The sequence below is a fragment of the Sporosarcina sp. P17b genome (assembly GCF_002743115.1).
GTDB classification, from domain to species: domain Bacteria; phylum Bacillota; class Bacilli; order Bacillales_A; family Planococcaceae; genus Sporosarcina; species Sporosarcina ureae_C.
The window spans coordinates 79,153-91,507 of record NZ_PDYP01000002.1 but is presented as its reverse complement, the minus strand read 5'-3'; the positions used below and the strand labels follow the sequence as shown (position 1 = coordinate 91,507).

The following is a 12,355-nucleotide window of genomic DNA, read 5'->3' as shown; positions in this document are numbered from 1 at the left end:
TACATATGTATACTAGTTTATACATACTTCAAATGGATGGATGGGGATTAAAAAATGGTAAAAACAAATCAAACAACTTCACTTATAGAAAAAGATAGCTTAAAAGGACGCGATTTTTTAACACTACTCGATTATTCTAGCGAAGAGGTCGCGTATCTCGTGCAACTGGCATATGACATGAAACAGGATACATTGGCTGGTAAGACGCCGGACATTTTAGCAGGTAAGACACTCGGTATGATTTTCGAAAAAAACTCCACACGTACACGTATTTCATTCGAAGTGGGCATGATCCAGTTAGGCGGACATGGCATTTTCATGAATGCGCGTGATTTACAGATTGGGCGTGGCGAATCCGTTTCAGATACTGGAAAAGTATTGTCCGAGTTTTTGGATGGCGTGATGATCCGTGCGAAATCTCATAAAATGGTGGAAGAATTGGCAGAACATACAACAGTTCCTGTTATTAACGGTTTAACGGATCTATTTCATCCGTGCCAAGCGATGGCAGATCTACTGACAATCAAAGAAGTTAAAGGGGATTTAAAAGGCTTGAAACTTTCGTATATTGGAGACGGAAATAACGTTGCGCATTCATTAGTGATTGCAGGTGCACATATGGGTATGCACGTTTCTGTCGCAACACCAAAAGGCTATGAATATCATTCAGGTTTGTTTGAAAAGGCAAAGAAAATTGCCGAGTTGAACGGTGGTAGCGTAACGTCAACATACGACCCAATCGAATCTTCTACTGATGCAGACGCTATTTATACAGATACTTGGACAAGTATGGGGCAGGAAGAAGAAGCAGCGCAGCGTTTGATCGACTTTAAAGACTTCCAGATCAATGATCAATTGGTCGGTCATGCGAAAAAAGATTATGTATTCTTGCACTGTCTTCCAGCACATCGTGAAGAAGAAGTATCGACTTCCGTAATCGATGGTAAGAACTCGTATGTCTTCCAACAAGCAGGAAATCGTCTGCACGCACAAAAAGCGGTAATTGCTTCATTACTATAATAAATTGATTAGCTGTTTTCCTTTACGTGGAAAACAGTTTTTTTATGCTCTGCTTCCTATCATTTGATATACTGAATGGAATCGGAGTAGGGGAGGAAACTTTTTGTTAACATATCTACTTGTGTTTCTTGCAGGTGCAGCGCCAGGGTTTGAAGTGCTGGTGGCAGTTCCGCTCGGTATTTTACGTGGAATGCCTTTGGCAACTGCCGTACTAATTGGATTTGCAGGAAATGCTTTGACTATAATATTAGAAATTATGATCTTTCAAAAGTTAAAAGACTGGTGGGAAAGTAGAAAGAAAACGGATGCGAATGCTCCGTCAAAACGTACTGCACGGGCTGAAAGTATTTGGAAGCGCTTTGGTATACCTGGCCTTGCCCTTCTCGGTCCGGTTCTCATAGGCTCTCATCTGGCTGCATTTTTAGCGTTGGCGCTCGGTTCTTCCAAATCTCAGACCGCCATTTGGCTACTAATTAGTCTTGCGATCTGGTCAGTTGTATTTGGAACGTTAACGGTTATGGGAGTTGACGTATTCTTTTGGACACGTCAAAAATTAGCGTAAGCGATATACTACAGAATTATGTAGACAGAATAGTTTGACAACGTATATACTATATTCAGAAAGTAACGTTAACAACTATTCATAGTACTACTCGTTTGCGCATAGAGTACATCCTGAGAATCATTCCATCTGCGCATCGATTTCATTGAAATGAAGAGTACATGCTTTGAATCATGCACGACGGATTGATAATTTCACTTCTAAAAAAGAGGAGCGGATGGATATGATGCAAACCCCATTGATTCTATCAACATTTATTACACGGGCAGAACGATTCTTTCCAAACAAGATGATCATTTCACGTACAGGAGAGCAACGCATACAGCGTTTTACGTATCGTGAATGGGCGAAGAGAACACGTAAACTATCAAATGCATTGACAAAGCTAGGAATGGGACATGGAACAAAAGTGGGTACATTTGCGTGGAACCATCACCGCCATTTGGAAGCCTATTTTGGGGTGCCTTGTACGGGAGCAGTCTTGCACATGATCAATATTCGGCTATCGCCTGAACATATTATGTATATCATTAATCACGCAGAAGACGAAATCTTGCTAGTGGACGAAGAGTTTTTCCCTCATCTTGAGAAAATGGCACCTATGTTGAAAACGGTAAAGCATTTTGTCGTCATGAGTGACAGTAAGGAAATACCTGAAACTACGTTAGAAAACGTCCATTCATATGAAGCGTTATTGGAAAGTGCTTCGGATGAATATGACTATCCAGAAGATTTAGATGAAAATACTCCAGCAGGCTTATGTTACACATCGGCTACTACAGGTCAGCCCAAAGGCGTGATTTATTCTCATAGAGGATTAGTGCTGCACAGTTATGCACTCGGATTGTCAGATGCTATGGGGCTGTGCGAACGTGACGTCGCGATGTCTATCGTGCCGATGTTCCACGCAAATGCGTGGGGAATTCCATTCGCTGGTGTGTTCTATGGGACAACCCAAGTATTACCTGGCCCGGGATTCAATCCTTCTGTACTTCTTGACATGATTGAAAGTGAAAAAGTGACAATGACAGCTGGCGTTCCAACCGTTTTTCTAGCTATATTAAAAGAGCTCGAGCAAGCATCACATGATATTTCATCACTTCGTGCCATTGTGTGTGGTGGCTCCGCATCTCCTAAAGGCTTGATTCGTGCATTTGAAGAAAAATACAACATACCGTTTATTGTTGGCTATGGTATGACGGAAACGACACCACTCGTTAGTCTATCGGTTCTTACTTCCTCTATGGACAACTTGTCGACAGAAGAACGAATCAACACGCGTGCGTTGCAAGGTTTAGTTATGCCGGGACTCGACATTCGGATAATCAATGAAAACGGAGAAGTGCCGTGGGATGGTAAGACGATGGGCGAATTAACCGTTAGAGGTCCATGGATCGCGGACGAGTATTATAAGGATGAACGTACGGAAGAAGCATTCAAAGACGGATGGCTGTATACAGGAGATATTGCTGCTATGACAGAAGATGGCTACCTAAAGTTGATGGATCGTACGAAAGATCTTATCAAGAGTGGTGGCGAATGGATTTCGTCAGTCGATTTGGAAAATGCGTTAATGTCACATAAAGATGTCTACGAGGCTGCCGTGATTGCGGTTCCCCACGAGAAATGGATGGAACGTCCGCTAGCCTGCGTAGTGTTGAATGAAAATGTGGCGGAAGACGATGCGAAGGTGCAAGAGTTGAAGGATTCGTTAAAGGGACAATTTGCGAGTTGGTGGATTCCGGATGAAGTTTTGTTTGTGAAGGAGATTCCGAAGACGTCAGTCGGAAAGTTCTTGAAAGCTGCGTTGCGTGATCAGTTGAAGGAGCATTATACGAGCAAGTAAAAGGACACGGAGATGCATCGCTTCACTACTTTTTAGATGGATAAAAAATAAAGTAATTGTCCCTTTCCTCCACACCAATCCTTTGCAATGCGAATAGAAGATACTTTTTATTGCGCATTAAAGTAAGTGCTGTAATCTATTTTGAACTTCAGTACTTGAATCTGAATAAGTTAAGACAAAAAGAGATGCCATTGTAATGACTGTGGCATCTCTTTTGCCTTTCCTCACACACCTTTTTATTGTGCTTGTGCGAATGATTGGGAAAGTTCGTTTGTGATTTCTTCTTTTTCTTTTTCGTCGGAACGCTTCCATAGTTGTTCAAAAAATACGCCTAGTCCAGGTAGAAGGTGTTCTTCTCCTCTTTGTATGGCGTCGTCTATTACGCCTCGAACGTCAGTGGAACTATTGTTTGTCATGTTTGCTGTAATTGCATCACGTATTTGGAAATTCATTTGCATCAGCCTCCTTTATTCGTATCTTTTCCACAAAAGTCGCTAAATATACGCTGATTTGGTACACTAAAAAGAAAAAAGGATGTACAGCCTCTTGAATAAACGAATTGAATCAACTCAGAATTCTTTAGTGAAGCATTGGAAGAAATTAGTGACGACGAGAAAAGAACGAGATCAGACGAAAGAGTTTCTTGTGGAAGGTTTTCATCTTGTAGAAGAAGCTATTAAACAGCCGGATTTGGTTATTCAATTGCTTGCACGCGAAGATATTGAAATTCCGGCACACTGGAATGCGCCGATTATTGAACTGACAGCGGCAGTTGCAAAAGAAATTTCTGAAACGGAACAAACGCAAGGTGTTTTTGCTTATTGTAAACAGCCACAATATGAGGAAGCTGATCAACATCAATGGAAGAAAGTATTACTAATTGATGCTGTACAAGATCCAGGCAATATCGGTACGATGATTCGTACAGCAGACGCAGCAGGTCTTGATGCAGTGGTACTCGGCAAGGGATGTGCAGATCCGTTCAATCCGAAAACGGTACGTTCAGCACAAGGCTCACACTTCCACATTCCTGTAGTTCGAGAAGAATTGACGGTGTGGATCGAACGTCTAAAAGCTCACAACGTTCCGATCATCGGTACAGGTTTGCAGCAAGCAATTTCTCTTAACGAATTGCAAGCACAATCCTCATTTGCGTTACTAGTAGGCAATGAAGGAAGCGGTGTCGATAACGAGTTGCTATCCCAAGCAGATCATGTAGTGAAAATTCCATTATACGGTCAGGCTGAATCATTAAATGTGGCAGTTGCGACAGGCATATTGCTCTATACACTGCGTCAGTCATGATATCGCTATTGAAGGCGTAAACGTTTTACGGTATACTAGAAGGCGAATCAAAGAAAATAGCAATGACCGGGAAAAGTAAATGGCCAACACGTGATCAGGGATTTCACACCTCGACTGAAAGTGTGGAAAACGATGTTCCATTGAAGTTCACCCCGCGAGCTGCACGCTTGGACCAGACATGTAAAGGCGTGCCGGCAAAGGACCGTTATTCCAATTCAAGTGATTTTGTATCATATTTTTGATGCAAACTAATCAGGGTGGTACCGCGAAATCGACCTCGTCCCTTTTATAGGGGCGAGTTTTTTTGTTTTCCGATAAATTAACGGGAAGTATGCGATTACCACTGAAATAGAGAGAGGAGCAAGTACACATGAAAGAACAGTTGCACGAACTAAAAGAACAAGTCATGCTGAAAATCAAAGAATCCAATACTGTCAAAGAATTGAACGATGTACGCGTAGCGTATCTTGGGAAAAAAGGTCCGATTACTGACCTGTTAAAAGGAATGGGTAAACTGCCTGCTGAAGAACGTCCTAAGATGGGGGCGCTCGTCAATGAAATCCGTGAAAGTGTTACGGAAATTCTTGAAGAACGTAAAGTGATGCTTGAACAACAAGCAATCCAGGAACAACTGGAAAATGAATCAATAGACGTTACATTACCAGGTCGTCCTGTTGAACTTGGTAACCACCATCCACTGACTCGTGTTGTAGAAGAAATCGAAGACTTTTTCATCAGTATGGGGTATGAAATTGCAGAAGGCCCAGAAGTAGAGAAAGATTATTATAACTTTGAAGCATTGAACTTGCCAAAAGGTCATCCAGCTCGCGATATGCAGGATTCCTTCTATATTACAGAAGATATTTTATTGCGCACACATACGTCTCCTGTCCAGGCGCGAACTATGGAAGCGAAAGACGGAGCGGCTATTAAGATCATTTGTCCTGGTAAAGTATATCGACGTGACTCAGATGACGCGACGCATTCCCATCAATTTACTCAAATTGAAGGACTTGTCGTGGGTGAAAACATCCGCATGAGTGATTTGAAAGGTACGCTTGATCTACTCGCGAAGAAGTTATTCGGTGCTGAGCGTGAAATTCGTTTGCGTCCAAGCTTCTTCCCATTCACCGAGCCTTCAGTTGAAATGGATATATCTTGTTTCAAATGTGGCGGTTCAGGCTGTAACGTTTGTAAGAAAACAGGCTGGATCGAAATATTGGGAGCGGGTATGGTGCATCCTAATGTTTTGGAAATGGCTGGCTACAACCCGGAAGAAGTTACAGGATTTGCATTCGGCATGGGGCCTGAAAGAATCGCGATGTTAAAATACGGAGTGGAAGATATTCGTCATTTCTATACGAATGACATTCGGTTTATTTCACAATTCCACCGGACAGAGGCATAAGGAGGAATACTGATGTTAGTATCAACAAATTGGTTAAGTAATTACGTAGAATGGAATGAACTTTCCATAGAAGAGCTGGCTGAGAAAATCACTCGTGCCGGTATAGAAGTAGATGGTATTATTGATCGTTCATTCAATATGGACAATATCGTCATTGGACACGTAAATGATTGTGTAAAACATCCAGAAGCGGATAAATTACATATCTGTCAAGTAGATGTAGGTGGAGAAATCTCACAAATTATTTGTGGAGCACCAAATATTGCAGAAGGACAAAATGTAATTGTCGCGCGTCCAGGCGCTGTTTTACCTGGTGGCATGAAAATCAAAAAGGCAAAACTTCGTGGCGAAGAGTCTAACGGTATGATCTGTTCATTGCAAGAACTCGGCATAGAAGGCAAATTGGTTCCGAAAGCGTACGCAGAAGGAATATATGTTTTACCGAATGATGTCCGTGCTGGAGATAGCGCTTTGACTCATCTTGGTTTGTATGATCGCGTTTTGGAATTCGATTTAACGCCAAACCGTTCTGACGCATTGAGTATGCTTGGTGTGGCATATGAAGTAGGAGCCATTTTATCGAAAGATATCAAACTTCCGGAAATTTCTTATGTAGCATCTGCAGAGAAAGCTCAAGATGCTTTGAAACTTACAGTTGAAACGCCTGAAGACAATCCAATGTACGTGGCCAAAGTAGTGAGAAACATCAAGGTTGCAGAATCACCTCAGTGGTTGCAAAACACGTTGATGTCTTCAGGTATTCGTCCGCATAATAATGTGGTTGATATCACGAACTATGTATTGTTGGAATACGGTCAGCCACTTCACGCGTTTGACTATGATCGTCTCGAAACAAAAGAGATTGTCGTACGTCATGCTCGTGAAGGTGAAAAGATGGTGACGCTTGATCAGTCAGAACGTACATTGAATGATCGTCAATTGGTTATAACGAATGGCAAAGAGCCCGTTGCACTTGCTGGAGTGATGGGTGGCGCTAATTCGGAAGTATATGAAGGAACAACGACTGTTGTTATTGAGTCTGCTTATTTCGCACCAGGTTCTGTTCGTCAAACGTCTAAAGAAGTAGGTCTACGCAGCGACGCAAGCACTCGTTTTGAAAAAGGTGTCGATCCGAATCGTGTAGCCGAAGCGGCAGAGCGAGCTGCGCAATTGATGGCAGAACTTGCAGGTGGAGAAGTTCTAGAAGGGTCTGTAATCTTCGACGAACTTGACAAAACACCTGTAAGAATCATTCTTTCTCCTGATTACGTGAATAATCGTTTGGGTATGAAGATTGCAATGGATGAAATGAAAACGATCATGGACCGTTTGCAAATACCTACCGAACTAATCAATGGCCAACTGGTAATGGATATTCCGACACGTCGTCAAGATCTGAAAATCAAAGAAGATATGATTGAAGAAATTGCACGACTATATGGTTACGATGAAATTCCAAAAACATTACCGGTTGTAGAAAGTACACCAGGAGGTTTGACTCCTTATCAAGCAAAGCGTCGCATCGTTCGTGGATTCCTTGAGTCGGCAGGTCTTTCACAAGCACTGACATATTCATTAGCTTCACCAAAAGATGCACAGGCTTTTGCATTGGAGACCGCACCTGTAACGAAATTACTTATGCCAATGAGTGAAGAACGCAGTGTTCTTCGTCAAAGTATCATTCCACACCTACTAGATGCAACAACGTATAATGTGGCACGTCGAAATGAATCGATTGCACTTTACGAAACAGGATCTGTTTTCCTAGGTATCGAAGAAGATGGCTTGCCGAAAGAAGTAGAACACGTTGCCGCAGTAGTGACGGGCAAATGGGTTCATCACGCTTGGCAAGGTGAAACGAAAAAAGTTGATTTCTTCGTCATGAAAGGAATTGTAGAAGGGCTATTTGAGCAATTAGGTTTGCTTGAACGAGTCCAATTCACAAAAGCGACTGTCGATCAAATGCACCCGGGTCGTACTGCGACAGTTTGGTTGGATGATCAGTCAGTAGGAATCATCGGTCAAGTCCATCCGACAGTACAAAACCAACGGGACTTGCAGGAAACGTACGTTATGGAAATGAACTTGCAATCTATTATGCAAGCTGCAACGGAAGAACTGTTGTATACAGCTGTTCCTCGCTACCCATCTATATCCCGCGATATTGCTTTGGTTGTTGATCGAGATACATCGTCTGCTACGTTAGAGAAGATTATCCATCAAGCGGGCGGTAAATTACTGAAAAAAGTTCAGTTATTTGATCTATACGAAGGAAAGAATGTGGAAGAAGGAACAAAGTCTGTTGCGTTCTCACTCACATATTTTGATCCTGAACGTACATTAACGGACGAAGATGTCGTCAATGCGCATAGTAAAGTATTGGATGCATTAACAGTCCAAGCAAATGCACAACTTCGCTCATAATAAAAAGAAAATCTGGCTACCCATTTGGGCGGCCAGATTTTCTTTTGATACCGTTAAATTATTTCTTATACACTAATTTCAAAGCTTTTTGAGTATTGGCGAAGTGAACTTTCGTGATGGAGTGTAAAAAAGGCTCTCCCTTTTTGCGGATAATCTGACAAGCTACTTGATCAACTCTTGGTCCTGCACCTTTAGGTAGTGTTACACCTGCTTCAATACTTAATTGATCCATTGCTTCGAGGAAAGCAACCCGTGCCAGTATAGAGGCAGTAGCTACCGATACGTGGAGGTTTTCAGCTTTTGTTGAAAAAAGAACCTTGTCACGAATGATGTTGGATTCATCTTTTAAGTAATTGAAATAGGTTTTTCGTTGAGCAAACTGATCGATTAAAATATGTTCCGGTACGACTGGATCTATTTTTTCCAATACTTCCTGAAGTGCTTGGTTATGAAGGATCGCTTTAATTTTTCCTTGCGACCATCCTTGGCTTTGAATGTCGTTATACGCAGCATTATCGAGCGTTTTCACAGAGTAGGTGACGACTTCCTTTAAGTCATTTGCGATTTGTTGCATATACGCATCCGTCAGTTGTTTGGAATCCTTTACTCCTAGTTCCTTTACCAATTCAATTTGATCGCTACTGACAAAGCAAGCAGCTACTGTGATAGGGCCGAAAAAGTCGCCAGTACCTGTTTCATCCGATCCAAGAACAGATAGTGATGCAAAGTTTGCGGGTAGCGTATCTCCTGTTGCTCCTGATGGCTTCGGTTTCGCTACTGCAGAAATAGAAACATTAGCACTCCAGCGTGCAGCTTCTCTATCCGCACCTGCTCCTTGAAATAACACTTTTCCCGAACGGTAGGCAGTGATGGATGTATCGGAAGTTTTTGCTGCGAAAATGACACCTGGTGCATTGCGAATCACTTTATTCGTTCCATAGTAGCGAACTACTTCTGGCATTTCTTTTTCAGACAGAACAATGACTTGATGGCTCATATATTTACCCACTCCTTGAAATAATCTATTCCTCAGTATACCTGAAACTAGAGTCTGTACTGAAGAATAATGTCAAAAATTCGAACCTCATGTCAATATGAGGCATAATTGATTCACAAGTAATCGATTTTCATGGTATGATTATGAGAGGGTTTTTAGGGGGAGGTCGTAACAATGGCGGACAAAAAAAAGGCAAGAGTGACAGTTGATATCTACGGACAAACATATACGGTTGTTGGTACGGAACCGGCTTCACATGTGCGTTATGTAGCCTCGCTCGTTGATGAAAAAATGCGCGAAATTAGTAAGCATAACCGGCATCTTGACAGCAAAAGAATTGCTGTTCTGACGGCGGTAAATAGTGTAAATGAATATTTGAAAATGCGGGACAAAGTAAAAGAATTAGAAGAAGAATTGAAAAAATTGAAGGGTTGAGGGGCAAAACATGATAGATTTACTCATCATTTTATTGCTGGTAGGCGGCTTAATCGCAGGATTTAGACGTGGATTCATCGTACAGCTCATCCATATGTTTGGATTGATCTTATCGGTGATTGTAGCGTATAAGTTCTACAAGCCTCTAGCAGAAAAATTAATTTTATGGATACCATATCCTGGTGCGACTGCGGCAGATGCACTTAGCTGGACATTCGAAAACTTGGATATGGATATGACGTTTTACCGGCTAATCGCATTTATATTGATATTTGTCGGAATGAAATTGATTCTACAATTAATTGGTTCCATGTTGGACTTTTTGAAGCATTTACCAATACTTGGTTTCGGTGCACGTCTGATTGGTGCTGCACTAGGCTTTATTGAATTTTACGTACTTATCTTTTTTGCATTATCTTTACTGGCCATGCTGCCGATTGAGGTAATCCAGAATTCATTGAGTCATTCTATGCTAGCGAAAGCAATGTTTGAACACACACCGATTATTTCCTCGGCAATAAAAAATTGGTGGTTCGTTTATATAGGCTAACGCAAGTAAATAATGTACTGTACATATGAACCAAAAGCTTCCCGAACGCGTGGAAGCTTTTTTAACAGAGTGAGGAGGATACTGACTTGAATAAAAAGACTATAATCCGCACGTTTGAGAAAATCGCATTATACATGGAGTTACTTGGAGAAAATCATTTCAAGGTAGCAGCGTTCAGAAAAGCGGCTTCGATCCTAGAATTGGATACCAGAAGTCTTGCTGAAATGGATGATATTCTTTCATTGAAGGGAATCGGTAAAGGAACGGGTGCCGTTATTATCGATCTAATGGAAAAAGGAACGTCAGATGCATTAACTGAACTGGAGGAGAAGGTGCCCAAAGGTTTAATTCCTCTGTTGGATATCCCAGGTCTTGGTGGAAAGAAAATAGCTAAGCTCCGTGAAGCGTTGAATATAGATTCAATTGAATCTCTTCAAGCGGCTTGCGAAAGACAAGAAGTAAGCAAGGTTCCCGGTTTCGGTAAAAAGACGGAAGAAAACTTACTGCGCGAAATTGAAATACTTGCACAACGATCTGGTAAGACACCGATTTGGCAAGTTGCAAAAGTTGTTGACATTGTTCAGGCTGAATTAGAATTGATTGATGAGATTCAGAAGTATCAAGTGGCGGGTAGCCACCGTAGACGTGAAGAAGAGAGTTCCGATGTGGACTGGATTCTTGTAACAGAGCAACCACAAATTGTTCGTGAGAAAATACTAGCTGCATTGCCAATCGAAAAAGTGATTGCGGCAGGCGATGCCAAATTATCCATTTCACTTGATACAGAACATCCAATCGACGCAGACTTTCGTTTTGTCAATGAAGACCAATTCGCAACTGCTCTCCATCACTTTACCGGTTCCGCTGCACATAACATACGAATGCGGCAGCTGGCTAAAAGTCGCAAACAGAAAATCAGTGAGTATGGTGTAGAAGATGAAGCGGGGCATGTGCAGACATTTTCAAGTGAGAAGGAATTCTTTGCGCATTTTGATTTGCCATTCATTCCACCAAGTATTCGTAAGGATGGAACGGAACTTGATCGAACAGATGAAATTGCAAAACTTGTCACACCGGAATTGATCCGTTCTGACTTGCATATGCATACAACTTGGTCAGATGGAGGATATTCCATAGAAGAAATGGTGGAAGCTTGTCGTGCAAAAGGCTACTCACACATGGTCATCACCGATCATTCGCATTATTTAAAAGTAGCAAATGGTTTAACACCCGAACGTTTGCTAAAGCAAATTGAAGAAATTCGTGCAGTGAATGAAAAGTACGCTGACATAGAAGTATTCTGTGGTACTGAGATGGATATTCTTCCGGATGGGACATTGGATTTCGAAGACGAAATTCTGGAACAGCTAGACTTTGTCATTGCATCCATTCATTCTAGTTTCAATCAACCTCAGGAACAGATTATGGAGCGTTTGCATGCCGCATGTAAAAATCCGCATGTACACATGATTGCTCATCCAACTGGCCGTATTGTTGGTCAACGTGAAGGCTATAATCCCGATATTGAGCAGCTCATCAAGTGGGCGAGCGAATACGGTAAAATATTAGAAGTAAACGCGAGTCCATACCGTTTGGATTTACGCACGGAACACTTAATCCAAGCAATCGAAGCGGGTGTCAATATTGCGATCAATACAGATGCGCATGCGACAGAACAACTTGATATTATGCCGATTGGCGTGGAGTACGCACAAAAGGCATGGCTTCCTGCAGAACAGGTCATCAACACATGGCCGCTTGAAACGTTTATTGAGAAAGTGATTCGTAGATGAAAGGGAGTGTAAGAC

11 protein-coding genes and 1 other annotated feature are annotated in these 12,355 nt (G+C 41.8%); of the genes, 9 read left to right on the top strand and 2 right to left on the bottom strand.

Translation table 11 applies throughout. The annotated features are described in order from the left end of the window. The first annotated feature begins 54 nt into the window (after positions 1 to 54). The 3 genes from argF (at position 55) to CSV76_RS02450 (ending at position 3,428) form a co-directional block, all read left to right on the top strand. Positions 55 to 1,020, top strand: a complete 966-nt coding sequence (argF, locus tag CSV76_RS02460) for an ornithine carbamoyltransferase (RefSeq protein WP_085426498.1) — start codon at positions 55 to 57, stop codon at positions 1,018 to 1,020. A 103-nt stretch (positions 1,021 to 1,123) separates the two neighbouring features. Then, positions 1,124 to 1,582, top strand: a complete 459-nt coding sequence (locus tag CSV76_RS02455; protein WP_085426497.1) for a small multi-drug export protein — start codon at positions 1,124 to 1,126, stop codon at positions 1,580 to 1,582. A gap of 223 nt (positions 1,583 to 1,805) precedes the next feature. Continuing rightward, complete coding sequence (locus CSV76_RS02450; protein WP_085428964.1) at positions 1,806 to 3,428, top strand: long-chain fatty acid--CoA ligase; 1,623 nt, start codon at positions 1,806 to 1,808, stop codon at positions 3,426 to 3,428. 236 nt (positions 3,429 to 3,664) lie between these two features. Here the strand turns inward: CSV76_RS02450 and sspI are convergent, their stop codons facing one another. Then, a complete protein-coding gene (gene sspI, locus CSV76_RS02445; RefSeq protein ID WP_085426496.1) occupies positions 3,665 to 3,880 on the bottom strand; it encodes a small acid-soluble spore protein SspI in 216 nt (71 codons plus the stop codon). Between the two features lie 82 nt (positions 3,881 to 3,962). Between sspI and CSV76_RS02440 the strand changes: the two genes are divergently transcribed. The 3 genes from CSV76_RS02440 to pheT all read left to right on the top strand — a co-directional run bounded on the left by CSV76_RS02440 (position 3,963) and on the right by pheT (position 8,565). Then, positions 3,963 to 4,733, top strand: coding sequence for a TrmH family RNA methyltransferase (locus CSV76_RS02440; RefSeq protein ID WP_085426495.1), 771 nt, complete (start codon positions 3,963 to 3,965; stop codon positions 4,731 to 4,733). 53 nt (positions 4,734 to 4,786) lie between these two features. Beyond that, positions 4,787 to 5,021 (top strand) — a binding site (T-box leader). An 82-nt stretch (positions 5,022 to 5,103) separates the two neighbouring features. After that, positions 5,104 to 6,141 (top strand): phenylalanine--tRNA ligase subunit alpha, encoded by a 1,038-nt coding sequence (gene pheS, locus CSV76_RS02435; protein ID WP_085426494.1) that lies wholly within the window; start codon positions 5,104 to 5,106, stop codon positions 6,139 to 6,141. Between the two features lie 12 nt (positions 6,142 to 6,153). Continuing rightward, positions 6,154 to 8,565 carry a phenylalanine--tRNA ligase subunit beta gene (gene pheT, locus CSV76_RS02430; RefSeq protein ID WP_099624651.1) on the top strand — a complete coding sequence of 804 codons (2,412 nt, stop codon included), beginning with the start codon at positions 6,154 to 6,156 and terminating at the stop codon, positions 8,563 to 8,565. Between the two features lie 58 nt (positions 8,566 to 8,623). Here pheT and rnhC read toward each other — a convergent pair whose 3' ends face one another. Then, complete coding sequence (gene rnhC, locus CSV76_RS02425) at positions 8,624 to 9,562, bottom strand: ribonuclease HIII (protein WP_099624650.1); 939 nt, start codon at positions 9,560 to 9,562, stop codon at positions 8,624 to 8,626. 174 nt (positions 9,563 to 9,736) lie between these two features. On the opposite strand from rnhC, the gene zapA reads away from it, so the two are divergent. The 3 genes from zapA (at position 9,737) to polX (ending at position 12,340) form a co-directional block, all read left to right on the top strand. Continuing rightward, complete coding sequence (gene zapA / locus CSV76_RS02420; RefSeq protein ID WP_085426491.1) at positions 9,737 to 9,997, top strand: cell division protein ZapA; 261 nt, start codon at positions 9,737 to 9,739, stop codon at positions 9,995 to 9,997. A gap of 10 nt (positions 9,998 to 10,007) precedes the next feature. Beyond that, positions 10,008 to 10,547 (top strand): CvpA family protein, encoded by a 540-nt coding sequence (locus CSV76_RS02415; protein WP_085426490.1) that lies wholly within the window; start codon positions 10,008 to 10,010, stop codon positions 10,545 to 10,547. Positions 10,548 to 10,633: 86 nt separating this feature from the next. Beyond that, on the top strand, positions 10,634 to 12,340 hold the full coding sequence (gene polX, locus CSV76_RS02410) for a DNA polymerase/3'-5' exonuclease PolX (RefSeq protein ID WP_099624649.1): 1,707 nt from the start codon (positions 10,634 to 10,636) through the stop codon (positions 12,338 to 12,340). Positions 12,341 to 12,355: the final 15 nt, after the last annotated feature.

Excerpts from the sequence above, each read along its gene's own strand:
- argF (WP_085426498.1), top strand. The coding sequence starts at position 55 with ATGGTAAAAACAAATCAAACAACTTCACTTATAGAAAAAGATAGCTTA.
- CSV76_RS02450 (WP_085428964.1), top strand. The coding sequence starts at position 1,806 with ATGATGCAAACCCCATTGATTCTATCAACATTTATTACACGGGCAGAA.
- sspI (WP_085426496.1), bottom strand. The coding sequence starts at position 3,880 with ATGAATTTCCAAATACGTGATGCAATTACAGCAAACATGACAAACAAT.
- CSV76_RS02440 (WP_085426495.1), top strand. The coding sequence starts at position 3,963 with ATGTACAGCCTCTTGAATAAACGAATTGAATCAACTCAGAATTCTTTA.
- pheS (WP_085426494.1), top strand. The coding sequence starts at position 5,104 with ATGAAAGAACAGTTGCACGAACTAAAAGAACAAGTCATGCTGAAAATC.
- pheT (WP_099624651.1), top strand. The coding sequence starts at position 6,154 with ATGTTAGTATCAACAAATTGGTTAAGTAATTACGTAGAATGGAATGAA.
- rnhC (WP_099624650.1), bottom strand. The coding sequence starts at position 9,562 with ATGAGCCATCAAGTCATTGTTCTGTCTGAAAAAGAAATGCCAGAAGTA.
- zapA (WP_085426491.1), top strand. The coding sequence starts at position 9,737 with ATGGCGGACAAAAAAAAGGCAAGAGTGACAGTTGATATCTACGGACAA.
- CSV76_RS02415 (WP_085426490.1), top strand. The coding sequence starts at position 10,008 with ATGATAGATTTACTCATCATTTTATTGCTGGTAGGCGGCTTAATCGCA.